Origin of the sequence: Bradyrhizobium sp. KB893862 SZCCT0404, assembly GCF_018130885.1 — a bacterium.
GTDB classification, from domain to species: domain Bacteria; phylum Pseudomonadota; class Alphaproteobacteria; order Rhizobiales; family Xanthobacteraceae; genus Bradyrhizobium; species Bradyrhizobium stylosanthis.
In genome coordinates, this window is record NZ_JAFCLT010000004.1 from 184,269 (window position 1) to 210,332 (window position 26,064).

Genomic DNA, 26,064 nt, shown 5'->3' on the forward strand with positions numbered 1-26,064 from the left:
GATGAGCCTCGCTGAACCCGCGGCTCTCCCGGTCGCGGCATCAGTGGCACCGCGTCTGCACGTCCTGAAGCGGTTTTCGAGCCGTTTCAAAACCTCGCTGCCGGCCTATCTGCTGCTCCTGCCCTCGCTGGTGTTCCTCGCGCTGTTCACCTATGGCGCGATGGGGCGCGTGTTCATCGATGCGCTCTACCAGCGCGCCACGCCGAAGGCGCCGGTTCGCTTCGTCGGCCTCGACAACATCAGCGCCGTGCTCGCCGACCCCGCCTTCATCGGCGCCGTCGTCAACAATTTGATCTATGCCGTCGGCACGGCGATCCCGAGCATCGGACTTGCGCTGCTGTTTGCGCTGGCGCTGTCACGCACCCATGCCGTGAACAGTGCGCTACGCGCCGCTCTGTTCCTGCCGGTGCTGATCCCGATGGTGGCCGCGTCGGCGCTGTTCCTGTTCATCTTCCTGCCGAATGTCGGCCTGCTCGACCACTACATCGGCCGGCTACTTCCGGTCCTGCCGAACTGGCTCGGCGACCCCGACATCGCGCTCTATGCGATCATGGTCATCACCATCTGGAAGAACGCGGGCTATTATATGCTGTTCTTCCTCGCCGGCCTCCAGGCCGTGCCCGAGGACGTGATGGAAGCCGCGCATCTCGACGGCGCGGGGCCCTATCGGCGCTTCCGCCACATCATCCTGCCCGAGCTCAAGCCCACCTTCCTGTTCGTCATCGTGATCGCCACGCTGAATGCGGTGACGCAGGTCGACCACGTCTTCATCATGACCAAGGGCGGCCCGTCCAACTCGACCAATCTGGTGCTGTTCTACATCTACCAGCAGGCGGTCGAGCACTACGACATCGGCAAGGCCTCTGCGGCAACGCTGCTGACGCTTGCCGCGCTGATGGGCCTCACCGCGCTCTCCTTCCGCACCATGGCCAACCGCGAGGGCGGGCCATGAAGCTGCTCGATGCGCTCTGGAAGGACGCCCCGCTCGCCACGCGCGGCGAGATCACGCCCAAGCTCGGCTTCCTGCTGACCGTGCTGCTCGCGATCGTCTGGCTGATCCCGTTCCTGTGGATGGGCGTCGCGACGCTGCGACCGGCCTCGGACGGCATCAACGCCATGGCCGAGCTGATGCCGAGCCTGAAGCCGACGCTCGACAATGTCAGGGATGCCTGGGAGATCGGCGACTTCCCGCGCTACGCCCTCAACACCACGTTCATCTGCGCGGGCATTCTCCTCGTGCAGTTCGTCACGATCACGCTGGCGGGCTTTGCCTTCGCGCGCCTGAGCTTCACCGGCAAGACGCTGATCTTCTACATGTTCCTGATGCAGCTGATGCTGGTGCCGGTGCTGCTGATCGTGCCGAACCTGAAGCTGGTCGCGCAGCTCGGCCTCTACGACACGCTGACCGGCGTGATGATGCCGTTCTTCGCCTCCGCCTTCGGCACCTTCCTGATGCGCCAGGCGTTCGAGGCGATCCCGACCGAGCTGGAAGACGCCGCGCTGATCGACGGCGCCAGCCTGTTCCAGCGCATCCGCCACATCTACGTGCCGCTGTCGATGCCGAGCTTCTCGGCCTTCGCCATCATCTCCGTCACCAGCCACTGGAACGACTTCCTGTGGCCGCTGATGGTGATCAATTCGCCGGACAAGCGGCCGCTCACGGTCGGGCTCTCGGTGTTCACCGCGACCGCGGAGGGCACCCAGGCCTGGGGCACCATCGCCGCGGGCACGCTGATGGTGATCGCGCCGCTGCTCGTCACCTTCCTGATCTTCCAGAAGCGTTTCATCAGTTCTTTCGTCACCTCAGGCATCAAATAGGAGAGTTTTCGATGCTGTTTACCCGCAGGCTCATGCTTGGCCTCGCCATGGCTGGCACAATGGCAGGCGTCCTCGCCGTTCCGGCGATGGCCGAAGGTCCGACCGAGATCGACCTGTTCTTCCCCGTTCCCGTCGACGGCAAGCTCGCCCGCGACATGGGCACCTTGATCAAGGAATTCAACGAGACCCATCCCGCGATCAAGGCGACCGCCGTCTACACCGGCTCCTATGACGACACGCTGATCAAGACGCGCGCATCGATCAAGGCCGGCAAGCCGCCGGCCGCCGTGATCATGTCGGCCAACTTCCTGCTCGACATGCAGATCGAGAACGAGCTCACCAATCTCGATCCCCTGATCGCCGCCGACGGCATCACCAAGGACCAGTTCCTGGGCCAGTTCTTCCCGGCGCTGCAGGGCAACGCGGTGATCAACCGCTCGGTCTACGGCGTGCCCTTCCACAATTCGACGCCGCTGCTCTACATCAACGCCGACAAGGCCAAGGAAGCGGGCCTCGATCCGAGCAAGCCGCCCCAGACCTGGGCCGAGCTCACCGATTGGGCCAAGAAGCTCACCAAGCGCGAGGGCGACAAGGTGACCCAATGGGGCATCGCGATCCCCTGCGCCTATGACTATTGCGGCTGGATGATGGAAACGCTCACCATGAGCAATGGCGGGCGCTACTACAACGAGGAGTTCGGCGGCGAAGTCTACTACGACACGCCCTCGATGCTCGGCGCGCTGACCTGGTGGAACGACCTTGTCACCAAGCACAAGGTGCATGCGCCCGGCGCCACGCCCGGCCCGGCCGTCAGCACCTCCTTCATCTCCGGCAATGCCGCGATGATGATGCTGTCCACGGGCTCGCTGACCTATGTGCGCGACAACGCCAAGTTCAACTACAAGGTCGCCTTCATCCCGCGCAACGTCCGCAACGCGGTGCCGATCGGCGGCGCCTCGCTGATCGTGCCGGCCGGCCTCGAGGCCGACAAGCAGAAGGCCGCCTGGACGCTGATCAAGTGGATGACCTCGCCCGAGAAGAGCGGCTGGTGGAGCCGCGCCACCGGCTATTTCGCGCCCAACATGGCCGCCTACAAGACGCCCGAGATGGTCGACTTCCTCAACAAGAACCCGGATGCCAAGACCGCCGTCGAGCAGCTCGACGTCGCAAAACCGTGGTTCGCGACCTACAAGACCGTCCCCGTCCGCAAGACCCTCGAGGACGAGGTGATGCTGGTCCTCAACGGCAAGAAACAGCCGAAGGAAGCTCTCGCCGCCGCCCAGAAGGCCGCGGATGAGACGCTGAAGCCGTACAACGCGGAGACATCGCTGAAGCTGCCGTAAGGCGTTTTGTAGGGTGGATTAGCCCGCGGCTGCGCGAAGCGCAGTCGCGGGCGTAATCCACCTCTTCTGCCCCCCGCGGACATGAACAGTGGTGGATTACGCCTTCGGCTAATCCACCCTACCGCTCCTCAGATCGTCACCACGATCTTGCGAGATCATGCCCGCCGGCAGGCTAAGGCTCGACGATCTCCAGGCGATCGCCGATGCGGCTGTACAGGGCATGGGTCTCGCCTGGCTGCCCTACTGGCTGGTCCGCGAGCGCCTCGCCACCGGCGTGCTGGTCGGTCTCTTCGGTGGCCAACCCGAATTCCTCTACGACTGCCACGCGCTTTGGCCGCGCTCCCCCCGCATGTCGCCGAAGGTTCGCGCCGCCGTGGATACGCTGGCCACAGCCCTGCCGAAGCTGATGACGTAAGATGTGGGCGGGCCGACCACCTAGGCCGATTCTGCCCCTGCCGAGCCCCGTTAACCCCTCGTCCACCATCCGGCCCGCCCCTCCGCCGGTAACCATCGCAATTAACAGACCATCAACGCACCGCCGACAAATCTAGCGATGTTTCTGGAGATTTCCGCCGTGGATCTGTTGGTTTTCGAGTTCCTGGGGCTGGCACTTGTGGCCATGTGCGTGGTCGTGGTGGCGCTGCCCTGCGCCCGCAAATCCTCGCACCGGATCCGCTACGAATAGGAATTTCGTCGGAAACAGGCGATTCCAGCGGGTTGCAAGGCTCGAATTCGCTTAGAGCCCCTTGACATCACAGCACTTTCGGCAGAACGGCTGATACCACGTGTCATGGGCCGTTCATGGATTTGATTACCACCACCGCTGACCTCGCGGCTGCCTGCAGCCGGCTGGCCAAGCACCCCGTCATAACAGTCGATACCGAGTTCCTCCGCGAAACCACCTATTACCCGCTGCTATGCGTGGTGCAGATGGCGAGCGCCGAGGAAGCGATCGTCATTGACGCCCTCGCCGAGGGCATCGACCTCAAGCCGTTCTTCGAACTGATGGCCAACGAGGGCGTGCTGAAGGTGTTCCACGCCGCGCGCCAGGACATCGAGATCATCTGGCACCAGGCCAACATCATCCCGCACCCGGTGTTCGACACCCAGGTCGCCGCCATGGTGCTCGGCTATGGCGACAGCATCGCCTACGACCAGCTGGTCGAGAAGGTGACCGGTCACCGCCCCGACAAGACCCACCGCTTCACCGACTGGTCGCGCCGGCCGCTGACCAAGGAGCAGATGCATTACGCGGTGTCCGACGTCACGCATTTGCGCGATGTCTTCGCCGCCCTCGACGCCGACCTGAAGAAGCGCCGCCGCAGCGAATGGGTCTCCATCGAGATGGAGATCCTGACCTCGCCGCGAACCTACGACTTCCACCCCGAGCGGGCCTGGGAGCGGCTGAAGACGCGCGTGCGCAAGCCCAAGGACCTCGCCGTCCTGATGGAGGTCGCCGCCTGGCGCGAGCAGGAAGCGCAGAGCCGCGACGTGCCGCGCGGCCGCGTGCTGCGCGACGAGGCGATCACCGACATCGCCACCCACGCGCCGAACACGCTGGAGAAGCTCGCGAACCTGCGCTCCGTGCCGAAGGGTTTCGAGAAGTCCAAATGGGGCGCTGATATCGTCGCCGCGGTCGAGCGCGGCCTGGCGCGGGATTTCTCGACGCTGCCGAAGCTGGAGAAGCCGCGCAACAATTCCAACGGCGCGGCCATCGTCGAGCTCCTGAAGGTGCTGCTGCGGATGACCGCCGAGCGCCACGCGGTGGCAAGCAAGGTGATCGCCACCGTCGACGACCTCGAAGAGATCGCGGCCGACGATGCCGCCGACGTCCCCGCCTTGCGCGGCTGGCGCCGCGAGCTGTTCGGCGAGGCCGCCCTGAAGCTCAAGCGCGGCGAGCTGGCGCTGGCGATCGAGAAGGGTCGCGTGATCGGGGTTCAGCGGGCGTAGGCCCTCCCCAGCGTCGTCCCGGCGAAGGCCGGGACCCATAACCCCAGGAAGTGGTTTGGCGACGACTGGGCGTTATTCGTTCGCCGGTACGACGACCGCCCGACCTCGATGGATCACGCGGTAGGGTCCCGGCCTTCGCCGGGACGACACCGATCATATGGCGAGCGGCTTCGCCTCGAATGACCCGCCCCTACGCCGGCGTCAGCTTCGCCACTTCCGGCTTCATGTCGTTCAGCACGCCCGCGATCGCGGCGACCAGATCGTCGATCTGGGCCTTGGTGGTGATCAGCGGCGGGCAGATGGCGATGGCATCCAGCATGTTGCGCGAGATCACGCCGCGCTCCTGCAGCATGCGGCTGGCCATGCCGCCAACGGCGCCGGGCGTCGCCGCGGCCGTCTTGCGGGTCTTGTCGAGCACGAGCTCGAGCGCTGCGATCATGCCGACGCCGCGGACCTCGCCGACCAGCGGATGACTGGTGAGCTCGCGCAGCTTGCCCTGCATGTAGCCGCCGAGCTCGGCGGCATGCGCGACCAGGCCGCGCTCCTCGATGATCTTGAGGTTTTCCAGCGCGATCGCCGAGCCGACCGGATGGCCGCCCGCGGTGAAGCCGTGGCCGAGCACGCCGATCTTGTTGCTCTCATCCGCGATCGGCTCGAACATGCGGTCGTTCATGATGATCGCCGAGAGCGGGAAATAGCTCGAGGTGATCTGCTTGGAGACCACGATCGCGTCCGGCTTGATGCCGTAGGTCTCGCAGCCGAACATCTTGCCGGTGCGGCCGAAGCCGCAGATCACCTCGTCGGCGACCAGCAGGATGTCGTACTTCTTCAGGACCGCCTGGATCTTGTCCCAATAGGTCGCCGGCGGCACGATGACGCCGCCCGCCCCCATCACCGGCTCGCCGAAGAACGCGGCGATCGTGTCCGGGCCTTCCTTCTGGATCAGCGCGTCGAGCTCCTCGGCCCGGCGCGTGGCGAACGCCTCCTCGCTCTCGCCGGGCGCGCCGTCCTTGTAGAAATGCGGCGAGCCCGTGTGCAGGATGTTCGGCAGCGGCAGGTCGAACGAGCGGTGGTTGTTCGGCAGGCCGGTGAGGCTCGCCGAGGCGATGGTGACGCCGTGATAAGCGCGCATCCGGCTGATGATCTTCTTGCGTTGCGGCTGGCCGAGTGCATTCGAACGATAGGCGATCAGCTTCAGCACGGTGTCGTTGGCTTCCGAGCCGGAATTGGTGAAGAACACCTTGCTCATCGGCACCGGCGCGAGCGCCACCAGCTTCTCGGCGAGATCGATCGAGGGACCGTGCGATTTGGCGGAGAACGTGTGGTAGAACGGCAGCGCCTGCATCTGCTTGTGCGCCGCCTCGACCAGGCGCTTCTCGTTGAAGCCGAGCCCGACGCTCCACAGCCCCGCCATCGCCTCGAAATAGCGCTTGCCCGCCGCGTCGAACACATACGGACCATCGCCGCGCTCGATCACCAGGGGACCGGCCTGCTGATGGGTACGGGCATTGGTGTAGGGATGGAGCTGGTAGGCCACATCCCGGGCCTCTTGCGAATTGGGCAGCATGGACATTGCGGGATTCCTTGAAGTCGTCACGTCGCAGGCACAGCCAGCGATCATCACGCGATGATCGGATTACTTGGGTAGTTACTTGGCTATTGCGACAGCGCAGAACTTGCAACGTCAATTCGTCGGCAGCAAGCGCTCGGCAGCGTTGCACAAAGCCGCATGCGGGGCCGGCCCTCAGGCCGCGCTGTCGTCGTCCCCGTCATCGGAGGCGGCTACGGCCTCCCTCACCTCGACCAGCGCCATCGAAAGCAGGTAGACCGTCGTGGGCAAGCCGACGCGGCGCGCCGCCTCGACGGCACGCGACAGGTCGCTCGCCAGCTCCTTGAGCTTGTCTCCCCGTGACAATGTCCAACCCCATCCGCCGGTCGCGGCCGCCTACACCGCGACGGCGCCGCTGGTTCTGATCAGTTCGGCGCTGGCGTGGATTGTAGCAAAATTTCCGACGACATTCACTACCGCTTGCTTGTAGGCGGCAGCATCGCCCGCGCCCGGTTTCCGGCAGGCCACGGCATCGGCAGCCACCTGGTAGCGATGGCTGCGGTGAAACCCGTCAACGGCGGTGGCCAGGATGGTTTCGTCCAGCGAGAAGCCGATCAGCACGCAGCGCACGTTACGGATGTTGGACATGTAGTCCACGAACCGGGACGAGCTATAGGCCGAGGGCAGCGGATGTTCGAACGTCATCTCGCCCGGCCGCGGCTTCGCCTCGGCGATCCAATCGGTCAGCCTGGATGCCGGATTGAACCAGGCCGCCTGCGCGATGCGCTTCAGATGCATCACCGGCCAGAGGTTCTGGCGCCACAATGCGAGGAGTTCCAGGCAGCGCATGGTGGCGGCCTCGCCGTCGAGGATGACGTGGCGGCGACCGGGGGTCAGATATTCGGCCTGGAGATCCGCACAAACCAGGATCGGCGGGTCGTCGGTGATGGATGCCAGCATTATCTTGCGTTTGACTGCACCAGTTTCAACGATCGGAGAGCGCGAGGTCCCGCAGCGGCGAGGTCACCGCCCGCCCCGCGGAGGCATCGAGGACGCCCGGCCGGTCCCAATCGCCCTCGGGACGGATGATCACGTAAGGATCGCTGTCCAGCGTGATGGCATCTGGCCCCGGCTCGATCTCCAGCAGCATTTCCGTGTAGGAGAAATCCGAGAAGGTGATCTTGCGGTTGTGGCCGAGCGGCTTGGCGCCGAAATGTGCCCAGAAATCGACCAGCCGGTCCTGCGCCTGACCGTAGATCTTGCGAAACCCCTTGCGCTTCACGTAGTCGACGCTCGCCTGCACGAGCTTGAACGAGACCCGCGAGCGGCGGTACTGGTGCCGCACCGCGAGCCGCTCCACCTTGGCGAAATCGCCGAAGAAGCGCACCCGCAGGCAGCCGGCCGGCTCGCTGCCGACATAGCCGATGAAGTGCGCGGCAACCATGTCGTTGCCGTCGAACTCCTCCTCGAACGGACAATCCTGCTCGGCGAGATAGACCGCCGAGCGGATGGCGGTCACGAGCATGAGATCGCTGGGATCGCGCGCGAGACGGATGGTGATGGCGCGGGAGTCGGGCTTCGCGAGAGGAATCCTAGTACCGTGCATCTGCAAAACTCCTTGCTTGGATCATTACGCCCGGCATGCGCATCGGCTGCCGGTGCCAGGGGCGCTCGTAGCACCACAGGTCGGGTTGGAAGCTCGGGACCGGTTCGAACCCGGTCGCTCTCATGATCTCGCGTCCGGCCACGGTTGATGGCTGCGCATAGCAATCCGCGCCGCGAAATCTTACCTGCCGCAGATGAGCCGCCGCCTTGCCGAGACCTGCGATGCCCCGCCCCGTTGCGGCGATCGCCCAGATGTAGATGGCTGCAACGTCTTCCCTTGCGGAAGCGAGGTATTCAGTCTCGGGCGCGGTGAGGCAGATCTCGTCGAGCAGCAGCGCATCGTGCCCGCGGTCGTTGAGGAACAGGAAGGCCATGCCGCCGAGCAGACGGCCCTTCCGGCTGAATGTCAGGATGCTCTCGGGATCGAATGTGTAGTATTTCGCGAGGTCCGCCGTCCCGATCCGCACACCCGGCACCAGCCGGCGCGCCATGTCGGAAAGCGTCGCAATTTCGGAAAATTGCGCACAGCGGACATCGACCTCCGGACTGAGCGGCAACGCGTCGAAATCATGCCTTGCGGCAAACGAGCCCCTTTCCATACCCGGATCGCCCCTCTATCGTTCGCGGCTTTCATGCCCCGCTATATCGAGCTTAGCGGCTGGGGATCAGGAGTATGCAGCAGTTATTGCACCGGGGTGCTGCGATGATGCAGCACCGTGAAGAAGCCCTGGGCGCGTCCTGGGATGATTTGAAGCTGTTTTTAGCGTGCGCAAAATATAAAAGTTTCCGCAACGCCGCTGAAGAGCTCGGCCTCACCTCGACGACGCTGATGCGCCGGATCGATCGGCTCGAGGAGAGCATCGGCTGCAAGTTGTTCCTGCGCGACCAGAGCGGGCTGACGCTCAGCGACGAAGGCACCGCGATGATTGCCGACGTCGCGCACATGGAGCGTCACGCCTTCAACGTCTTCCGCCGCGCCTCGCGCTCGTCGAACGATACGTCGGGCACCGTACGCGTCGCGGTGACGGAAGGTCCCGGCAATTTCTGGATCCTGCCGCGGCTGATCGATTTCCAGAAGACCTATCGCAAGATCACCGTCGACCTGCGCTGCGCGATGGAGCAGGCCGACGTCGCGCGCCTGGAGTCGGACATTGCGATCCAGCTCGAGCCGCCGACCAATCCCGACCTGATCGTGGCCAAGCTCGGCCGCCTGCACATCTATCCGTTCGTCTCCAAGGAGTACGAGAACCTTTACGGCCTGCCCGCAAACCTCGCCGACTTGAAGAACCATCGCATCATCAAGCAAAGCGCACCGCAGGTCGACGACAGCGCCTATGCCCGCGTGCTCGGGCTGAAATCGCTCGAGGGCATCGTCGGCATCAAGACCAACTCATCGGTCGGCGTCCTCTATGCGGTGGAGCGCGGCGCCGGCATCGGATTCCTGCCGACCGTGTCGATCGCGCTCGGCGCGCCGCTCGTCGCCGTCGATCTCGGCGTGAGCCATCACGCCGATCTCTGGCTCACCTATCACAAGGAGTTTCGCGGCTCGGAGCGCCACAAGATCGTGGTCGACTGGCTGAAGAAGATCTTCGATCCCAGGGTCCACCCCTGCTTCCGCGACGAATTCATTCATCCGAACGCGCTGGTGTCGATGATGACGGCTGCGCGCGAGGGTTTTGGATTGACCGGCTACGTCGCGGCAACGCCGGTTTAACCTGGTTCGCCGGACGGGTCCGACTGCAAGCAATGCATCAGCCGAAGCGCACGCCGATGCGCTTCGGCTTGCGCCAGACCACGGTGCAGCGCCGCTCCGCCGATTCCATTTCGATCACCAGACGGAAATTGTCGGGAACCAGCGCAAGATTTGCATCCTCGATGGAAGCGCCGCCGGCGGAAATATCGCGGACCATGCAGGTCAGCCTCTTCCCGGGAAAACTGATCTTGGCAGCACGTCTCACGGCGCGCCGCGGTAACCCGCGATTGTCGCGCCCGCTGGTCGCCTCCTTGTTGCCTCGCGCGCGGTTCGATGCGGCGATGTCCAGCTGCTTCGCGGCCACGCTCGGCCTGATCAGGCCCGAGAAGACAGTCGTGGCCTGCATCTTGAAATCGCCGACGACCTGGCGACGCGTGTTGACGTTGGTCAGCTGCAGCGACGCCAGGATTTGTTCGACGACGCCATCACGACCAAACGGCAGCAGCAGCCGGTGACAATCCACGCGTTGACCGTTGGGGCCAATGGTCGAGATGATCGCGTAAACGGCGCCCCCCTTGCTCGTGCAATGCTTCGCGGCATCCAGCGTCACGCGCCGCAGCGACATCGGCACGACCTCTTCCATCGTCTTGCCGGCCCAATCCGAGTTGAAAGCCTGCGATACGTTCTCGCCCTGATACAACGCGCGGAATTTCTGGCGAGGCCGCTGGCCCTCGACATTCCAGACGACGAGTTGCTTTGGATCGTGCGGCAACGCCATTGCATCGAGCTCAGTGAAAGCCGGAAAACGCCGGCCGTCCGCCAGCCGATCCCAATAATCGGTGAGCGCGCGCTGGGAGGGCGATTTGATCGCCCCAGGCGAAATGAGCTTGAGCGTCATCCGGTTCATCCGACCTGCGTGAGGCGCAAACACTGCAGGAAGTGACTTAAGGATGGCTGAAAACGGCCCTCGAACCGCTCGTCATGCCGATCCGTTTCCCGATCCTGGGGAGCCAGCCGACCTACCAAGATACCGCGACTCAGCCGCTATGCTCTTGCCGTCTTCTTCGCGAGCGACAGCGTCCGGATGATGCCTCGCCTCACCACCGATATTCGAAGCCGACCGTTCCCTGGTGCGACGTCAGCTCGTTGCGGAACTTGCCGTCGTAGTTGACGTAGAGCCGTGCGGTGTTGGTCAGGCTGAGCGAAGCCGAGGCGCCGGCATCCATGCCGTAACGGCTCTCGCCGATGCCGGGGACGATGATGCTCTGGGTCCCGAGACTCACCTGCACCGATCCAAGGTCCTGATAGAAATTGTCGACGAACTTGCCGTAGGCCGACAGGTCCAGGATCTTCTGGTCGAAGATGAAATAGCGCCCGATCTCGGCACCGACCATGACGCGTGCGCGCGCGAGCGCCGTCGAGCCCACGTTGAGCGGATCGAGCCCGCCGGCCTCCTGGAACGCGGCGCTGGTGGCGCGCACATATTCGAGCGCGCCCTTGGGCACGACGCGCATCTGGTCCTTGGTCCAGTAATAGCTGATCTCGGTCAGAGCGCCGTCGACTGCGGCGCGATAGCCGGCGGTCGCGAGGCCAAAGCCGGTATCGCGGCTGGAGTGGACCTTGCCGAAGCCGTGGACCACCGCGAAGGCCCATGTCCACGGCCCCTTGTCGATCGAGCCGTTGAAGCCGAGCTGGGTCAGATCGAGCGTTGCCGACTGCAGCGCCAGCGGAACGTCGATGTCGGTGTGGCTCTGATCGATGGAGAAGCCGAGATTGACGCCGGGTGCAACGCGCGCGCCGAAACCGGCGACACCGCCGAACGTCCTGCGCTTGTCGCCGACGAAGTCGCCCTGGGCGTCGGTGCGGACCGAGATGCCATAGCCCTCGAACCAGGTCCGGTAGCGGGGATCTTCCGTGGTCGCGGACGCACCGCCGCCGCCGGGATTGGTCCGGAACGTCCGGTCGAAACCATTGGAGGCCTGGTTGCCCAGCCGCTCCAGAAATCCCGACCCGAAATTGAGCATGCTGTTGCCGGCCGACTGATTGAAGTTGGTCGAGGTGGGCATCGGGATGGGGGTCGGCGACGGCGTGGGCGTCGGGGTCGGAGTGGGCGTCGGGCTTTGTGCAAGGACGGGCGCCGCCGCAGCCATCGTCACGACCAGCGCAAGCGCGATGACTGCAAAAGTCCTGGCGACCGCAGCCCTCACCCGGACGCGGCCCAGCCCAATCATCTGCCGTGTCCCGAAGGGCTGCAAGGCGCAGCGCATGACGACCAATCCCGAAGCAAATCGCGGCCCGCAAAAATGCAACATGGGCGGCTCGCGCATGCGGCGATTTGTGCCGAACTGCCACGGAGGGTCAACCGGTTGGCACGCTGTTGCCGAGGCTATTGCCTCGATTGTGGTTCCGCGGCCACAGGTCGCAAATAGCCGACGACGGCGCCCGCCCCGGTCTTGAAATTCGCGCGCTGCTTGCTAACGCGCGATTTTCGTGTTGCAATATCCGACACAATCGGAATTGGCCGCTCGACTGTGCGTTTCGCGACGATGAGACTCGAACAGACTTCCGGAAGCCCGTTTGTGGCGTGGCACGCGAAAAAGCGGCCGCGTCTTTTTTCTGTCTAGTGGAGGAGACTGAGGATGCCACAAAAGGGCACCGTCAAATGGTTCAACCCGACCAAGGGCTATGGGTTCATCAAGCCGAACGGCGGCGACAAGGACGTGTTCGTCCATATCTCGGCCGTCGAGCGCGCCGGACTCTCGACCCTCAACGAAAATCAGGTGGTTGAATACGACCTCGTGGAGAACCGCGGCAAGTCGTCCGCGGAGAACCTCAAGGTCTCCTGATTTTCTCTCAACGACACGCGAGAGATCATGACGTTGCCCCCGGCTCTGCCGGGGGATTTTGTTTGGGGAGACGAAACGTTTCGGCGCTTCAGCTCACCACCGGCGCAACCAGAAAATTCTCCGACGCTGCGCTCCCCGCCGTCCTGCACACATCGCCCTCGATGCGGACCTTGCCGGTGGCCAGCAGCCGCAGCGCTTCGGGATAGATGCGATGCTCGACTTCGAGGATGCGCTCCGACAGCGTGTCCGCGGTGTCGTGGTCGCCGACGGGAACCGCGCCCTGCATCACGATCGGGCCGGCATCGGTTTCGGGGATCACGAAGTGCACCGTCGCACCGGACAGCTTTACGCCGGCGCGCAGGGCCTGGCCGTGCGGGTCGAGGCCGGGGAACGAAGGCAGCAGCGAAGGATGGATGTTGAGCATCCGCCCGTACCAGGCCATCGTGAACTCGGCCGTGAACAGGCGCATGAAGCCGCCGAGACAAATCAGCTCGATGCCGTGCTGGTCGAGGGCTGCCTGCAGCACCTTCTCGAAGCCGGCGCGGTCCTTGCCGAACGGCTTGCTCTCGATCACCAGCGTGTTGACGCCGCCCGCCCTGGCCCGTTCGAGCCCGAGCGCATCGGCCTTGTTCGAGATGACGAGCGAGATCTCCGCCGGGAAATCCGCGGCAGCGGCGGCCTTGATCAGCGCGGCCATGTTGGAGCCGCGGCCGGAGATCAGGATGGCGACACGGCGCTTCATCACAGCGCCAGTCATCACAGCGCCATATCGAGATGGCCGTTGTAGACGACGCGATGCTCGCCCTCGGCCGGGATCACGGTACCGAGCTGCGCCACGGTCTCGCCGGCATCGGTGAAGACCCGGACGACCTCGTCGACCTTGTCAGGCTCGACGATCGCGATCATGCCGATGCCGCAGTTGAAGGTCCTGAGCATTTCGAGCTCGGCAATGCCGGCCTGCGCCGCCAGCCATTTGAACACCGGCAGCACCGGCAGGCGTGCCAGATCGATGCCGACGCCGAGATCTTTCGGCAGCACGCGCGGGATATTGTCGGTGAAGCCGCCGCCGGTGATGTGGGCGAGCCCCTTTACCGCCCCGGTCTCGCGGATCGCGCGCAGGCAGGATTTGACATAGAGCTTGGTCGGCGTCAGCAGCGCGCCGCCGAGCGTCATGACCGGCGCGAACGGCGCAGGTGCCTCGAAGCCGAGGCCGGACTGTTCCACGATCTTGCGCACCAGCGAGAAGCCGTTGGAGTGCACGCCCGACGAGGCCAGGCCAATCACCGCATCGCCCGCGGCGATGTCCTTGCGCGGCAACAGCGTGCCGCGCTCGGCGGCGCCGACGGCAAAGCCGCCGAGATCGTAATCGCCATCCTTGTAGAGGCCGGGCATCTCGGCGGTCTCGCCGCCGATCAGCGCGCAGCCGGACTCGCGGCAGCCCTCGGCAACACCGGCGACGATCGAGGCCGTGGCCTCCGGATCGAGCTTGCCGCAAGCGAAATAGTCCAGGAAGAACAGCGGCTCGGCGCCCTGCACCACGAGGTCGTTGACGCTCATGGCGACGAGGTCGATGCCGATCCCGCCATGCAGGCCGGTCTCGATCGCGATCTTGACCTTGGTTCCGACGCCGTCGGTGGCGGCGACCAGGACAGGGTCCTTGAATCCGGCCGCCTTGAGGTCGAACAGGCCGCCGAAACCGCCGATTTCGGCATCGGCGCCCGGCCGTGCGGTGGCGCGCACCATCGGCTTGATCAGGTCGACCAGGCGGTTGCCCGCGTCGATATCGACGCCTGAATCGGCGTAGGTAAGGCCGTTTTTGCGGTCGGTCATGCCGGATTTCCAGTGGGTTTGCGGCTGGTTACGTCGAATTCCGGGGATGCGCAATGGCTCGCATGGCGCTCCCGGCCGTACTATGTAGATATCAACCGGTTCAGCCTCCCAGGGGGCCGGATTCGAGGTCAGACCGGGTGCCGGGAAGCGCTTTCGTGAGTATTCCGAACATCATCACGCTGGGCCGCATCATGCTGGTCCCGATCATCGTCTGGGCCATCGTGTCGAGCCAAATGGAGGTGGCATTTGCCGTCTTCCTGATCGCGGGCATCAGCGACGCCGTCGACGGCTTCCTGGCCAAGCGCTTCAACATGCGCAGCGAGCTCGGTGCCCTCCTGGATCCGCTCGCCGACAAGGCGCTTCTGGTCTCGATCTACCTGGCGCTCGGCATCTGGGGCGACATCCCGCGCTGGGTCGTGATCCTGGTGGTGTCGCGGGACATCATGATCGTCACGGCCGTGATCGTGTCCTGGCTGTTCGACAAGCCGGTCGAGATGAAGCCGTCGAAAGTATCCAAGCTAAACACAGCCGCCCAGGTCGCCTACGCCGCCCTGGTGCTGGCGTCTCTTGCCTTCGGCTTCAAGCCCGCGCCCTATGATATTATCCTGATGGGCTTCGTGACGGTCTTCACGCTCTCCTCCGTGTCGCTCTACCTCGTCGAGTGGCTGCGGCACATGAGCACCATCGAGGCCAAATGAGAGGCGACGCGGCCCCGCAAAAGGCCAACTCCCGCTCGATACGTCCGATCTCTTCAAACGAGCCGGCCCGCCGGCATGGAGCACAGCAAGCGTGGCAGGCCGCGTTCATCCCCGACAATTGGCGTTCGCGCTTCCGCATGCGGAGAGCCTCAGCCGGGACAATTTCCTCGAAGGTCCCGCCAACGCGGCCGGTCTCGGCCTGATCGAAGGCTGGCCGGAATGGCCGAACCGGATCATGTGGCTGGCCGGCCCCGAAGGCAGCGGCAAGAGCCATCTCGCCGCGATCTGGGCCGAGATATCGGGCGCCCGCTCGACCACGGCCAATGCGCTGACCGCGGCCGGCGTGCCCGGCGCGCTCGCAACCGGCGCCCTGGTGGTCGAGGACCTCAAGGCCGGGGATTTCGACGAGCGCGCCGTCTTCCACCTGATGAACCTCGCCCGCGAGGACGGCGCCTTCGTCCTGTTCACCGGGCGCGAGGTACCGGCCTCGCTCGAGATCGAGCTCCGTGACCTGCGCTCGCGCCTGCGCGCCGTACCCGTCGTCACGCTGCTGCCGCCCGACGACCAGCTGTTCCGCGGCCTGATCGTCAAATTCTGCGCCGACCGCCAGCTCGCCGTGGACGAGAGCGTGGTCGGCTACCTCGCCACCCGCCTCGAACGGTCCTCGGCCGCCGCCCGGCAAGCCGTGGAGCGGCTCGACAGCGAAGCCCTGCGGCTCGGCCGCCCCGTCACGAGGGCGCTGGCCGCCGAGTTGCTGCGGGACGCCTGACGCCGTCCGCACCGGTCCAGCAACGCCGCTTGACGCCGCACGGCGGCGGAACATCAATGTCATCGAAACGTCATCGCTCTAACACATGCTCCCGCCGATTTTGCGCGTAAGCCGCAAAAGGGGGTGAACTGGATGGATCGACTTCTCATGGACTCCGCGCAAGCTGTTGAAATCAAAGACAAAGCCCCGGAGACCGAGGCGCTGCCGGCGATCGCGTCGAGCCCGGAGCGATTCATCAACCGCGAGCTCTCCTGGCTGCATTTCAACCGCCGTGTCCTGGAGGAATCGGTCAATCCCAGCCATCCCGTGCTGGAGCGGGTCCGATTCCTGTCGATTTCGGCAAACAACCTCGACGAATTCTTCATGGTCCGCGTCGCAGGCATCAAGGCCCAGGTGCGTGAGGGCATTGCCGAGCGCGCCCCCGATGGCCTGACGCCGTCCGAGCAGCTGGCGCTGATCAACCGCACCGTCTCCCAGCTCGCCTCCGACCAGCAGGCGATCTGGCGCGACCTGCGCGGCACGCTGGCCGACGTCGGCATCGTCCTGGTGGACGGCAAGGACGTCACCAAGGCGGAACGGACCTGGATCGAGGAATACTTCCTCAACAACGTGTTCCCGCTGCTGACGCCGCTCGCGATCGACCCGGCCCACCCCTTCCCGTTCATCCCGAGCCTCGGCTTCACCATCGCGCTCCAGCTCACGCGCGCCGCCGACGGCAAGCAGATGAACGCGCTGATCCGCATGCCCGGCAAGATCGACCGCTTCATCCGGTTGCCGTCCGAGGGCAAGGCCGTCCGGCTCATCTCGCTGGAGCAGGCGACCGGCCTGTTCATCAACCGCCTGTTCCCCGGCTACAATCTCCACGGCCAGGGCGCCTTCCGCATCATCCGCGACTCCGAGCTCGAAATCGAGGAAGAGGCCGAAGACCTCGTCCGTCTGTTCGAGACCGCGCTGAAGCGCCGCCGCCGCGGGTCGGTGATCCGGCTCGAGATCGACGCCAAGATGCCGGAGGAGCTGCGCAACTTCGTGCAGCACGCGCTGTCGGCCGCCGACGACGAAGTGTTCCTCGTCGACGGCGTGCTCGCCATGAACGAGCTCTCGCAGCTCACGCGGCTGGATCGCCCCGATCTCGAATTCACCCCTTACGTGCCGCGCCATCCCGAACGCGTGCGCGAGCATGGCGGCGATATCTTCGCCGCGATCCGGCAGAAGGACCTCGTCGTCCACCACCCCTACGAATCCTTCGACGTCGTCGTGCAGTTCCTGCAGCAGGCCGCGCGCGACCCTGATGTCGTCGCGATCAAGCAGACGCTGTACCGCACCTCCAACAACTCGCCGATCGTGCGCGCGCTGGCGGAAGCCGCCGAAGCCGGCAAGTCCGTCACCGCGCTGATCGAGCTCAAGGCGCGCTTCGACGAGGAAGCCAACATCCGCTGGGCGCGCGATCTCGAGCGCGCCGGCGTGCAGGTCGTGTACGGCTTCCTCGAATTGAAGACGCACGCCAAGCTTTCGATGGTGGTGCGCCGCGAGGGCGGCAGCCTGACCACCTACGTCCACACCGGCACCGGCAACTACCATCCGGTGACGGCACGCATCTATACCGACCTCTCCTACTTCACCTCGGACCCGACCATCGGCCGCGACGCGGCGCGCGTGTTCAACTTCATCACCGGCTACGCGGCGCCGAGCGATCTGGAGAAGATGGCGGTGTCGCCGCTGACGCTGCGCAAGCGCATCATCGAGCACATCCAGGGCGAGACCGCGCATGCGCGGCACGGCCGTCCCGGCGCGGTCTGGATGAAGATGAACGCGCTGGTCGACCCCGACATCATCGACGCGCTGTACGAGGCCTCGCAGGCCGGCGTGCAGGTCGAGCTCGTGGTGCGCGGTATCTGCTGCCTCCGTCCCGGCATCCCCGGCCTCTCCGAGAACATCCGCGTCAAGTCGATCATCGGCCGCTTCCTGGAACACGGCCGAATCTACTGCTTCGGCATGGGCCAGGGCCTGCCGAGCGCGAAAGCGGCTGTGTATATCTCCTCGGCCGACATGATGCCGCGCAACCTCGACCGCCGCGTCGAGGTGCTCTGCCCGCTGCAAAATCCCACGGTGCATCAGCAGGTTCTCGAACAGATCATGGTCGCGAACCTCAAGGACAATGAGCAGAGCTGGCAATTGTTGCCGGACGGGTCCTCAACGCGTATGAAGACCGCGAAGGGCGAGGAGCCTTTCAATGTCCACAACTACTTCATGACAAATCCGAGTCTGTCTGGCCGTGGAAAGTCGCTCAAGGAATCCTCGCCGCGTCGTCTCACGCGCCGGAATGAACGTCACCAGTCCTGATCCGGGATCGGCGACGTGACGCGGCCGCGCAAGCGCGGCGCCAGCGTCGCGGTCATCGACATCGGTTCCAACTCGGTTCGTCTCGTCGTTTACGAAGGGCTGGCGCGGAGCCTCATTCCGATCTTCAACGAGAAGACGCTGTGCGGCCTCGGGCGCGAGGTGCAGAGCACGGGCCTGCTCGCGCCTGATGCCGTCGACAAGGCGCTGACCTCGCTCAAGCGTTTTCGCGCGCTGTGCCGCGTCATGCAGGTCGGTCGTGTGTTCGCGATCGCGACCGCGGCCTGCCGCGACGCCTCCAACGGCCCCGACTTCATCGCCAGGGCCGAGCGCATCTGCGCGGTCAAGATCGAGATCCTGTCGGGCCCGCGCGAGGCGCGGCTGTCGGCGCTCGGCGTGATCTCCGGCATCCATCATCCCGACGGCATCGTCGGCGACCTCGGCGGCGGATCGCTGGAGCTGATCGACGTGCGCCGGAACAGCGTCCGCAGCGGCGTGACGCTGCCGCTCGGCGGCCTCGCGCTGCAGGACCTTGCGCATAAGTCGCTCAAGCGCGCCGACCGCATCGTGCGCGAGGAGATCGACGAGGTCGAGCTGCTCGCCGCCGGCCGCGGTCGCACCTTCTACGCCGTCGGCGGCACCTGGCGCGCACTCGCGCGCATCCACATCATCCAGAGCGGCTACCCGCTCCAGGTCATGCACGGCTACTCGATTTCCGCAGCCGAGGCGCTCGACTTCTCACGTCGGTTGCGACGCCTCGCCGCCGCCGACATGCTTGCAGACATCGAGATCGTCGCCGATGCCCGCCGTCCGCTCCTGACCTATGCGGCCCTGGTGCTCGAGCACATCATCCGGGTCGCCAAGCCGAAGACCATCGTGTTCTCGACCTTCGGCGTGCGCGAGGGCCTGCTGCACGAGAAGCTGTCGGAGACCGAACGCAACAAGGACGGGCTGATCTGTGCGGCCGAAGAGCTGAATGAGCTGCTGTCACGTTCGGCCAAGCATGCCCGCGAGCTGATCGCCTGGACCGACCGCCTGGTGCGCGTGGTGAAGCTGCGCGAGACCGAGGAGGATCGCCGCCTGCGCCACGCCGCCTGCCTGCTCTCCGACATCGGCTGGCGCGTGCATCCCGATCATCGCGGCGAGCAGACGCTGAGCCTCGTCGTCAACGGCAATTTCGGTGCGATCACCCACACCGAGCGCGCCTTCGTCGGCCTGTCCGTGTTCTACCGCTATGCGGGCCTCAGCGAGGAAAACCAGCCGCCGGTCACCATGCAGGAGCTGCTGACGCCGGCGCAGCTCGAGCGCGCCCGCCTGCTTGGCGCTGCGTTCCGTGTCGCTCATCTGATCTCGGCCGCGCGGCCGGGCGTCTTGCCCGCCACGCATTTCCGCAGCCAGGGCCGCAAACTGATGCTGGTGTTCGAGCACCGGCTCGTCGATCTCGTCGCCGACCGCGTCGGCAGCCGCTTCAAGCAGCTCGCCCGCCTCGTCAGCCGCGCCGGCTCGATCGTCAGGCGGTAGGCGAACTCGCCCTGATCCTCCCCGGCCGCCTCTTGAGCCACATGATCGCGCCGCTGACGAAGAGGACGAGTGGCGCGAAGCCGGCTGCGAACACCAGCAATCGTCCGGGCAGTCCAAACGTCGCGCCGTTGTGGATCCAGAGCTGTTCGGCCAGATAGCGGTCGCCCAGCGACAGGGCATCCGGCGTTCGATCCTGCACCACCGCGCCGCTCCATGGATCGAGCCAGATCGCCCCGCGCGCCCGCACGGCGGGATCGGCGCCGTCGGGACGGAACTGCACGCGCCACGTGTTACGCGTTGCGGTCGGCGGGTTCAGCATGGCGACCGCCCTGCCCGGCTTGGCCTCCTGCGCGCGTTGCATGATCGCATCCGGTGAGAGCAGCGGCGCTCCGGCCGAGGGCGGCGCTGCGATCCGCGGCGCAGGATCGGGCGTCAGCTGCGACACCAGGCCGACGATCGGGCGCACCACATCGGGAAAGACGATGCCGACGCCGGTGACCGACAGACCGAGGAGCACCAGCAGCGCCCAAAAGCCCGCCGCACCGTGAAGGTCCAGCGCAAATCGAAGCAACGAGACGTTCTTGCGCACCGAGACCGATCGCCAGAACCGGCCCGGCTTCCGCCACCACAAGAAGAGGCCCGATACGGTCAAGCCGAGCAGCGTGAATCCGGCCACGCCGACCAACTCCCTGCCCCACCACTCGTAGAGCAGCAGCGTGTAGTGGAGACGATAGACCTTGAGGGCGAACGCGTTGACGTAGTCACGCCGTCCGAGCACGTTTCCGTTCGAAGGATCGACCATTGTCGTCCAGCGGTTCGGGTAGCGGCCTGCTGCGGTTTCATGCGTATGGATCACAATCCAGACCGGCCAGGTCCGGTCCGGCGCGAGGATCGTGGCGATCGGCGCCGGATCCGCTGCAGCCGCGGCGCGTATCACCTCGCTCAAGGCAACCCGTTGCTCGGGCGCCGCGGGCGTGTAAAGCGCCGGGTTCAGGGCCGCGTCGATTTCGCGATAGAAGACGATGAAGCTTCCCGTGAGGCCGATCAGCACCATGACGATGCCTCCGGCCAGTCCCAGCCATCGATGAGTCCACAGCAGCCCGCGCCGCGCACGTCCGGCGAGGTTCGGGGGCCGCACCATCGTCATTGCATGCGTCAAGCCGGCCTGGCTCAGAAATCAGTCGACATCGACAACAGTGCGGTTCGCGGCATGCCTTGCGCCAGTGCGGAGAAGCTCGCGACGCCGGCCCAATAGTTGGTGTCGAACACGTTCTGAACCAGAGCCCTGACCGTGACGGGCCGGTTGTTGATACGCGTGGTGTAGCGGGCGCCAAGGTCGAGCCGGGTCCAGGACGGAACGACCTGCGTGTTTGCTCCATCCAGATATTGGTGCCCGGTGTAGATGGTGTTTGCGGTCAAGGTCAGTCCGGGTGCGAACGGCGTATCCCACTCGGCGGACAGGTTCGCCTGCACCTGGGGAACACCGATCGGCGTCTTGCCGAGATTGGCCAGCGTGCTCGTCTTCGTCAGCTCCGCGTCGATCAGCGTCACGCCGCCGAGGACGCGAATGCCCGGCTGCACTTCTCCGAACACGGTGAACTCCACGCCGCGATTGCGCTGCTCGGCATCGGCCCGGAAGATCTTGTCGGCACCCAGCTGTCCCGACGGCTTGGTGATCTCGAACAGGCTGACCGTGGTGGCGAGCATGCCGAGATCGACCTTGACGCCTGCTTCCTTCTGCTTGCTGAAATACGGCGCCAGGACTTCTCCCTGGTTGGTCGCCGTCGTCGGTGCGACGTCGCCCTTGCTGAGCCCTTCGATGTAGTTGGCGTAGAGCGAGACGTTGCTCCAGGGCTTGACGACCAAGCCGACCATCGGCGTGTACGCCGTCTGGTCATAGGCGGAGGTCACGGCTCCCGTGGCGGTGTTGTAGTTGTTCGACCTGACGCCCTGTTGCCTGACGCCCACGGTCAGCTGAAGGCGCTCCTGGAAGACCGACAACGTGTCTGCCAGCGCAAGACCCGTCAGCTCAGTGTCCGACAGCTTCGGAACGGTCGCCGGAGCCGGAACGAGCTGCTCGGGACGGGCGATCGGCGAATAGATGTTGGACAGCACCGGCGTCCCGGTCACCGAGCCCCGTCCAATCTGATCGGTGTAATAGCTGCCCTGGAAGGTCACGACGTGACTGATCGCGGCGGTGTCGAACCGGGCACGTACGCCGGCGTCGGCCACGTCCCTGTCGATGTCGAACTTGAAATGCCCCGGTGTCGTGGTGGTGTTGCCCGCCGCGTTCAGGATCGTCGGCGTACCGAACAGACGATCCACCCTGGTCCTGCCGCCACCGCCGTCGGCGAAAACCGTCACGGCGTCGGTCACGTCGTATTCGACGCGCGCCAGCAGCGAGTTGTCGTGCACCTTGGCCCATTCCCAGGCCTGCGTGACATTGCGCCGCCCAACCGGCGCGGTCGGGACGGCGACGCCCGTTGCGACCAGGAACGGCCGCGTCGGGGCGTCGAACTTTTCGTCCTGATCGATGAAATCGACCGACGCCCTGAACCTCTCGCCGCGATAGTCGAACGCCGCGGCGCCGACATGCGCCTCACGGCTCTGGTTGTCCAGCGGCGTATCGCCGTTGTGGTAGCTGCCATTGACGCGAATGCCGAATTCGCGGTTCTCGCCGAACCGCCGGCTCACGTCGAGGTGCGTACCGAGCTGCGAGTTCGTCGCGTAGTCGGTCGTGACCCGCGTGAGATCGACATCTCCGGCACGCTTCGGAACGATGTTGATGGTGCCGCCGACGCTGCTGTTCGGCGCCATGCCGTAGAGCAGCGCGGTCGGTCCCTTGATGATCTCGATGCGCTCGACGTAGTCGGTGAACACGCGGTAGTTCGGCGCGACGCCATAGACGCCGTTGAAGGCGATTTCTCCGACGTTGCCCTCGCCGATCGGAAAGCCGCGGATGAAGAAGGAGTCGAGAATGCCGCCGGTCTGCCCGGTGAAACGGACCGAAGGATCGTTGCTGACGACGTCAGCGACCGTAACGGCCTGCTGATCCTCGATCTTCTTGGCCGTGTAACTCGTGATGTTGAACGGCGTGTCCATGAAATCCTTGTTGCCGAGCAAGCCGACCTGGCCCCCGCGGGCGACCTGCCCGCCCGCGTAGGACGGCGGCAGTGAGCCCGGTTTCGGCGCGGCGGGATTTCCTTCGGCCTGAACCGTAGGCCGCTCGGCTGCACGCGATCTGCCGCGGGCCGCGGTTCGGCCCGGATTGGATCGTGGACGCGCGCGCGGCTTCGGCGCGTCCGCAGTCACGGTCACCGCCGGCAACGTGGTCGCGCGCTCCGCCTCCGTCGCTGCGCCTTGCGCGCTGGCGTACCGCGGCAGCCCGGCGCCGAACAGGGTGATCGAGGCCACGGTGACAGCGAAGGCCATCGGGCTGCAATATGTCGGACGTGCTTTGACGGTGGCGGCAAGAACAGCAACAGGACGGCAAATGACTCGCGGCGGCATCGCAACAGCTTCCGATTTCATGAACATGAACGACGGAGCGACGTGCCGCGGGCCGCGTTATCGAGTCAACGAAAGCGGCCTTCGATCTCAGCAGTTTATAATGAGATAAACTCTAGATCGCCCGGAGGTTGCGAACGCGGTGAGTCACGCTGCGACATGTCGAAGCGCGACAGGCGTAATCGCTTGACGGGAGAGTTCCGTGAGAGTCCGCGCGCAGCGGCAACGCTTGCCGGCGCGCCTGCGCCGGCAAGACTGATTACGTTGACCGACTACGCGGAGGAATTATTCAGCCGAGGCCTTGGCGTGCTGCTCGGAGGATTCGAGCGCGGCCGCGCTCAGGCTGCGCCGGCGCCAGATGGTGCCGACGACCAGCACCACGACGACACCGAGCGCCGCGCAGAGATATTCGCCGCCCGATCCGCCATGGCCGAACTGCAGCGGGATGTGCAGGCCTGACAGCATCTTGTCCAGGGAGACGCCGAGCGGGCCGTCGAACAGCGTGTGCAGCTTGGGGGCGACACCGGGATCGGTCGCGATCACTTCGCCCGCGATCCAGCCGAGCAGCGCCGCACCGGCCCACACCAGCACCGGCAGCTTGGCGAGCAGCGCCATGATCAGTGCCGCACCGGCAACGATCAAGGGAACGCTGATGGCGAGGCCGAGGATCAGCAGCGGCACGCTGCCATTGGCGGCGGCAGCCACCGCAATGACGTTGTCGAGGCTCATGACGATGTCGGCGACGACGACGATCTGCACCGCCTGCCACAGATGCGAGGCCGACTCGACGTCGTCCTCGTTCTCGTTTTCCGGCACCAGCAACTTGGCCGCGATCACGATCAGCGCGAGACCGCCGACGAGCTTCAGATACGGCAGCTCCATCAGGCTCGCGACGATGCCGGTGAAGATGATCCGCAGCAGCACGGCTGCGCCGGCACCGAAGATCATGCCCCACAGCCGATGCCGCGGCTTGAGGCCGCGGCAGGCGAGCGCGATCACCAGCGCGTTGTCGCCGGACAGGAGGATGTTGATCCAGATGATCTTGCCGACCGCGATCCAGAAGCTCGGCTCGGCCATCTCATTGCGGAACTGGGTGAAGAATGCCCCGATCGTAGCGGGATCGAAGATCTGCCAGAGCCAGTTCACAATGAGTCCTTTCCCCCGTCGGTATTAACTGATCGGCTGACGGATCAGCCGACGATCTCGTTGCCCGAGAAGAACTGCGCGATCTCGATCGCGGCGGTCTCCGGCGCATCCGAGCCGTGAGCCGAGTTCTCGCCGATCGACTTTGCGTAGAGCTTGCGGATGGTGCCCTCGGCCGCCTTGGACGGATCGGTCGCGCCCATCGCGTCGCGGTACTTGGCGATCGCGCCCTCGGCTTCCAGAACCTGGACCACGACCGGGCCCGAGGTCATGAACTCGACCAGCTCGCCGAAGAACGGGCGGGCCTTGTGGACGGCATAGAAGGTCTCGGCCTGTTCCTTGGTCATGCGGATGCGCTTCTGCGCGACGATGCGCAGGCCCGCCTTTTCGATCACGGCGTTGACCGCACCGGTCAGGTTACGCGCGGTCGCGTCGGGCTTGATGATCGAGAAAGTGCGTTCGATGGCCATAATCTTGTCCTTGGAAGAAAGCGGTGGTTGTCGAGTTGCGGGGCTTATATCGGCGCCTACGCGCTACGGCAAGCGACCCCCGAAACGGCCCGCACAGGCGCTTCGCCGCAGGCCGGCCCTCCCCCTGCCCGGCATGGATTACCGAGATTTCACCCAGATGAACCCAATCTGAAGGCCCCATTCAGCCTTTGGTTCAGCCTTGGCGGCGTAAGGTCGGGTCCATCGAAACCGAAGCCCGATCATCAGGCGGACCGTTTCGGCGGCCTTTTCATCGACGCGATAGCCCCGCGCCGGCAGTTTTGAGGAGATCACCATGTTGAGGAAACTTTCGCTTGCCGCTGTCGCCGCGGTTGCGCTGGGTGCCGCGCTGGCCCCGACCTCGGCCTCCGCGCACTGGCATGGCGGCGGTTGGGGCTGGCACGGTGGTGGCGGCTGGCACGGCGGCGGCTACCGCTGGGGCGGACCGCGCTTCTACGCCCCCGTCTCCTACGGTTATGGCGGCTGCTACGTGCGCCGGCTGGTCCCGACCCCCTGGGGCCCCCGCTGGCGGCTGATCAACCGCTGCTACTGAGCCCGACAGCACATTTCCAAGGGTACCTCAGCCCCCCAAGGTACCTTCCAAGCGAAGCCCCGGCGTTCCCCTGCGCCGGGGCTTTGTCTTTGGACTGAAGCGGCCATTTCATGCAATTTTTACTAGAATGCCGAGCGTTTCCCACGGTCAGCGAAACCATTTTGGGGGGCAACGACTTGGTACCGTGTCTTTACTTTGAGAACACGGAACCCAGCGATGGCCGGCCTTTTTGCCAATGACAGCGAACAGATCGACCGGCGCACGAGCCGCTCCATCTGCGATGCCGTGGGCGAACGGCTGCAACAGAGCCTCCGCCCCGAATCCCGCCTCCCGACCCATCTGGAATCTCTCCTGAACGAGCTCAGGAAGCGCGATCGGGATGGCGATGCGCACTGACTGAGGCGCACAAAAACG

26 protein-coding genes and 1 pseudogene are annotated in these 26,064 nt (G+C 65.2%); 14 read left to right on the top strand and 13 right to left on the bottom strand.

Annotation, left to right across the window (positions count from 1 at the left end; genetic code table 11):
• Position 1: 1 nt before the first annotated feature.
• From JQ617_RS18705 to rnd, 6 genes and pseudogenes are all read left to right on the top strand, one after another.
• Complete coding sequence (locus JQ617_RS18705; protein ID WP_212027591.1) at positions 2-952, top strand: carbohydrate ABC transporter permease; 951 nt, start codon at positions 2-4, stop codon at positions 950-952.
• A complete protein-coding gene (locus JQ617_RS18710) occupies positions 949-1,818 on the top strand; it encodes a carbohydrate ABC transporter permease (RefSeq protein ID WP_212027592.1) in 870 nt (289 codons plus the stop codon). Before JQ617_RS18705 ends, JQ617_RS18710 begins: the two co-directional genes overlap by 4 nt.
• Positions 1,819-1,829: 11 nt before the next feature.
• On the top strand, positions 1,830-3,161 hold the full coding sequence (locus JQ617_RS18715; RefSeq protein WP_212027593.1) for an ABC transporter substrate-binding protein: 1,332 nt from the start codon (positions 1,830-1,832) through the stop codon (positions 3,159-3,161).
• Between the two features lie 151 nt (positions 3,162-3,312).
• Positions 3,313-3,576: pseudogene (locus tag JQ617_RS18720) on the top strand (LysR substrate-binding domain-containing protein); the annotation flags it as partial.
• Positions 3,577-3,714: 138 nt separating this feature from the next.
• Positions 3,715-3,846, top strand: a complete 132-nt coding sequence (locus tag JQ617_RS40255) for a hypothetical protein (RefSeq protein ID WP_283806135.1) — start codon at positions 3,715-3,717, stop codon at positions 3,844-3,846.
• 116 nt (positions 3,847-3,962) lie between these two features.
• A complete protein-coding gene (rnd, locus tag JQ617_RS18725; protein ID WP_063684009.1) occupies positions 3,963-5,111 on the top strand; it encodes a ribonuclease D in 1,149 nt (382 codons plus the stop codon).
• Between the two features lie 190 nt (positions 5,112-5,301).
• Here the strand turns inward: rnd and JQ617_RS18730 are convergent, their stop codons facing one another.
• From JQ617_RS18730 to JQ617_RS18750, 5 genes are all read right to left on the bottom strand, one after another.
• A complete protein-coding gene (locus JQ617_RS18730; RefSeq protein ID WP_063684010.1) occupies positions 5,302-6,684 on the bottom strand; it encodes an aspartate aminotransferase family protein in 1,383 nt (460 codons plus the stop codon).
• A gap of 171 nt (positions 6,685-6,855) precedes the next feature.
• Entirely contained in the window at positions 6,856-7,026 is a 171-nt protein-coding gene (locus JQ617_RS18735; RefSeq protein ID WP_167358221.1) for a hypothetical protein, read from the bottom strand.
• 30 nt (positions 7,027-7,056) lie between these two features.
• Positions 7,057-7,620, bottom strand: a complete 564-nt coding sequence (locus tag JQ617_RS18740; protein WP_212027594.1) for an isochorismatase family protein — start codon at positions 7,618-7,620, stop codon at positions 7,057-7,059.
• A gap of 25 nt (positions 7,621-7,645) precedes the next feature.
• On the bottom strand, positions 7,646-8,266 hold the full coding sequence (locus JQ617_RS18745; protein WP_212027595.1) for a GNAT family N-acetyltransferase: 621 nt from the start codon (positions 8,264-8,266) through the stop codon (positions 7,646-7,648).
• A complete protein-coding gene (locus JQ617_RS18750) occupies positions 8,253-8,864 on the bottom strand; it encodes a hypothetical protein (protein WP_063684014.1) in 612 nt (203 codons plus the stop codon). The genes JQ617_RS18745 and JQ617_RS18750 overlap by 14 nt, the downstream gene beginning before the upstream one ends.
• A 74-nt stretch (positions 8,865-8,938) precedes the next feature.
• Here JQ617_RS18750 and JQ617_RS18755 point away from each other — a divergent pair, with 74 nt between their 5' ends.
• Positions 8,939-9,979, top strand: coding sequence for a LysR family transcriptional regulator (locus tag JQ617_RS18755; RefSeq protein ID WP_212027596.1), 1,041 nt, complete (start codon positions 8,939-8,941; stop codon positions 9,977-9,979).
• Between the two features lie 37 nt (positions 9,980-10,016).
• On the opposite strand, the gene JQ617_RS18760 is transcribed toward JQ617_RS18755, so the two are convergent.
• Both JQ617_RS18760 and JQ617_RS18765 read right to left on the bottom strand, forming a co-directional pair.
• Positions 10,017-10,856: a PilZ domain-containing protein gene (locus JQ617_RS18760; protein WP_212027597.1), complete on the bottom strand. Its 840-nt coding sequence runs from the start codon at positions 10,854-10,856 to the stop codon at positions 10,017-10,019.
• A gap of 199 nt (positions 10,857-11,055) precedes the next feature.
• Positions 11,056-12,225, bottom strand: coding sequence for an autotransporter outer membrane beta-barrel domain-containing protein (locus tag JQ617_RS18765; protein WP_212027598.1), 1,170 nt, complete (start codon positions 12,223-12,225; stop codon positions 11,056-11,058).
• A 372-nt stretch (positions 12,226-12,597) separates the two neighbouring features.
• Between JQ617_RS18765 and JQ617_RS18770 the strand changes: the two genes are divergently transcribed.
• Positions 12,598-12,804 carry a cold-shock protein gene (locus JQ617_RS18770; RefSeq protein ID WP_008551638.1) on the top strand — a complete coding sequence of 69 codons (207 nt, stop codon included), beginning with the start codon at positions 12,598-12,600 and terminating at the stop codon, positions 12,802-12,804.
• Positions 12,805-12,892: 88 nt separating this feature from the next.
• Here the strand turns inward: JQ617_RS18770 and purN are convergent, their stop codons facing one another.
• Positions 12,893-13,546, bottom strand: a complete 654-nt coding sequence (gene purN, locus JQ617_RS18775) for a phosphoribosylglycinamide formyltransferase (protein WP_212027885.1) — start codon at positions 13,544-13,546, stop codon at positions 12,893-12,895.
• 14 nt (positions 13,547-13,560) lie between these two features.
• Positions 13,561-14,634 (bottom strand): phosphoribosylformylglycinamidine cyclo-ligase, encoded by a 1,074-nt coding sequence (purM, locus tag JQ617_RS18780; protein WP_063684017.1) that lies wholly within the window; start codon positions 14,632-14,634, stop codon positions 13,561-13,563.
• Between the two features lie 155 nt (positions 14,635-14,789).
• Between purM and JQ617_RS18785 the strand changes: the two genes are divergently transcribed.
• From JQ617_RS18785 to ppx, 4 genes are all read left to right on the top strand, one after another.
• Entirely contained in the window at positions 14,790-15,332 is a 543-nt protein-coding gene (locus JQ617_RS18785; RefSeq protein WP_082884913.1) for a CDP-alcohol phosphatidyltransferase family protein, read from the top strand.
• Between the two features lie 91 nt (positions 15,333-15,423).
• A complete protein-coding gene (locus tag JQ617_RS18790; RefSeq protein WP_212027599.1) occupies positions 15,424-16,101 on the top strand; it encodes a P-loop NTPase family protein in 678 nt (225 codons plus the stop codon).
• A 147-nt stretch (positions 16,102-16,248) separates the two neighbouring features.
• Positions 16,249-18,441 (top strand): RNA degradosome polyphosphate kinase, encoded by a 2,193-nt coding sequence (locus JQ617_RS18795; RefSeq protein WP_212027886.1) that lies wholly within the window; start codon positions 16,249-16,251, stop codon positions 18,439-18,441.
• 15 nt (positions 18,442-18,456) lie between these two features.
• Positions 18,457-19,959: an exopolyphosphatase gene (gene ppx / locus JQ617_RS18800; RefSeq protein WP_212027600.1), complete on the top strand. Its 1,503-nt coding sequence runs from the start codon at positions 18,457-18,459 to the stop codon at positions 19,957-19,959.
• On the opposite strand, the gene JQ617_RS18805 is transcribed toward ppx, so the two are convergent.
• The 4 genes from JQ617_RS18805 to ndk form a co-directional block, all read right to left on the bottom strand.
• Positions 19,949-21,106 carry a PepSY-associated TM helix domain-containing protein gene (locus tag JQ617_RS18805; RefSeq protein ID WP_283842074.1) on the bottom strand — a complete coding sequence of 386 codons (1,158 nt, stop codon included), beginning with the start codon at positions 21,104-21,106 and terminating at the stop codon, positions 19,949-19,951. The two genes, ppx and JQ617_RS18805, sit on opposite strands and share 11 nt — an antisense overlap.
• A gap of 23 nt (positions 21,107-21,129) precedes the next feature.
• Complete coding sequence (locus JQ617_RS18810; protein WP_502754885.1) at positions 21,130-23,391, bottom strand: TonB-dependent receptor; 2,262 nt, start codon at positions 23,389-23,391, stop codon at positions 21,130-21,132.
• 360 nt (positions 23,392-23,751) lie between these two features.
• Complete coding sequence (locus JQ617_RS18815; protein WP_212027601.1) at positions 23,752-24,612, bottom strand: TerC family protein; 861 nt, start codon at positions 24,610-24,612, stop codon at positions 23,752-23,754.
• 44 nt (positions 24,613-24,656) lie between these two features.
• Entirely contained in the window at positions 24,657-25,079 is a 423-nt protein-coding gene (gene ndk / locus JQ617_RS18820; protein ID WP_212027602.1) for a nucleoside-diphosphate kinase, read from the bottom strand.
• A 313-nt stretch (positions 25,080-25,392) separates the two neighbouring features.
• Here ndk and JQ617_RS18825 point away from each other — a divergent pair, with 313 nt between their 5' ends.
• Together JQ617_RS18825 and JQ617_RS18830 are read left to right on the top strand one after the other, a co-directional pair.
• Positions 25,393-25,650 (top strand): sulfur globule protein precursor, encoded by a 258-nt coding sequence (locus JQ617_RS18825; protein WP_212027603.1) that lies wholly within the window; start codon positions 25,393-25,395, stop codon positions 25,648-25,650.
• Positions 25,651-25,866: 216 nt separating this feature from the next.
• On the top strand, positions 25,867-26,046 hold the full coding sequence (locus JQ617_RS18830) for a hypothetical protein (protein ID WP_063684034.1): 180 nt from the start codon (positions 25,867-25,869) through the stop codon (positions 26,044-26,046).
• Positions 26,047-26,064 lie beyond the last annotated feature (18 nt).

Coding starts and splice junctions, on each gene's coding strand:
- JQ617_RS18770 (WP_008551638.1), top strand. CDS start 12,598: ATGCCACAAAAGGGCACCGTCAAATGGTTCAACCCGACCAAGGGCTAT.
- JQ617_RS18745 (WP_212027595.1), bottom strand. CDS start 8,266: ATGCACGGTACTAGGATTCCTCTCGCGAAGCCCGACTCCCGCGCCATC.
- JQ617_RS18715 (WP_212027593.1), top strand. CDS start 1,830: ATGCTGTTTACCCGCAGGCTCATGCTTGGCCTCGCCATGGCTGGCACA.
- JQ617_RS40255 (WP_283806135.1), top strand. CDS start 3,715: ATGTTTCTGGAGATTTCCGCCGTGGATCTGTTGGTTTTCGAGTTCCTG.
- JQ617_RS18805 (WP_283842074.1), bottom strand. CDS start 21,106: ATGACGATGGTGCGGCCCCCGAACCTCGCCGGACGTGCGCGGCGCGGG.
- JQ617_RS18760 (WP_212027597.1), bottom strand. CDS start 10,856: ATGACGCTCAAGCTCATTTCGCCTGGGGCGATCAAATCGCCCTCCCAG.
- JQ617_RS18765 (WP_212027598.1), bottom strand. CDS start 12,225: ATGCGCTGCGCCTTGCAGCCCTTCGGGACACGGCAGATGATTGGGCTG.
- JQ617_RS18825 (WP_212027603.1), top strand. CDS start 25,393: ATGTTGAGGAAACTTTCGCTTGCCGCTGTCGCCGCGGTTGCGCTGGGT.
- JQ617_RS18705 (WP_212027591.1), top strand. CDS start 2: ATGAGCCTCGCTGAACCCGCGGCTCTCCCGGTCGCGGCATCAGTGGCA.
- JQ617_RS18740 (WP_212027594.1), bottom strand. CDS start 7,620: ATGCTGGCATCCATCACCGACGACCCGCCGATCCTGGTTTGTGCGGAT.
- rnd (WP_063684009.1), top strand. CDS start 3,963: ATGGATTTGATTACCACCACCGCTGACCTCGCGGCTGCCTGCAGCCGG.
- ndk (WP_212027602.1), bottom strand. CDS start 25,079: ATGGCCATCGAACGCACTTTCTCGATCATCAAGCCCGACGCGACCGCG.
- JQ617_RS18830 (WP_063684034.1), top strand. CDS start 25,867: ATGGCCGGCCTTTTTGCCAATGACAGCGAACAGATCGACCGGCGCACG.
- JQ617_RS18730 (WP_063684010.1), bottom strand. CDS start 6,684: ATGTCCATGCTGCCCAATTCGCAAGAGGCCCGGGATGTGGCCTACCAG.
- JQ617_RS18810 (WP_502754885.1), bottom strand. CDS start 23,391: ATGGCCTTCGCTGTCACCGTGGCCTCGATCACCCTGTTCGGCGCCGGG.
- JQ617_RS18710 (WP_212027592.1), top strand. CDS start 949: ATGAAGCTGCTCGATGCGCTCTGGAAGGACGCCCCGCTCGCCACGCGC.
- purM (WP_063684017.1), bottom strand. CDS start 14,634: ATGACCGACCGCAAAAACGGCCTTACCTACGCCGATTCAGGCGTCGAT.
- JQ617_RS18750 (WP_063684014.1), bottom strand. CDS start 8,864: ATGGAAAGGGGCTCGTTTGCCGCAAGGCATGATTTCGACGCGTTGCCG.
- JQ617_RS18795 (WP_212027886.1), top strand. CDS start 16,249: ATGGACTCCGCGCAAGCTGTTGAAATCAAAGACAAAGCCCCGGAGACC.
- JQ617_RS18755 (WP_212027596.1), top strand. CDS start 8,939: ATGCAGCAGTTATTGCACCGGGGTGCTGCGATGATGCAGCACCGTGAA.
- purN (WP_212027885.1), bottom strand. CDS start 13,546: ATGAAGCGCCGTGTCGCCATCCTGATCTCCGGCCGCGGCTCCAACATG.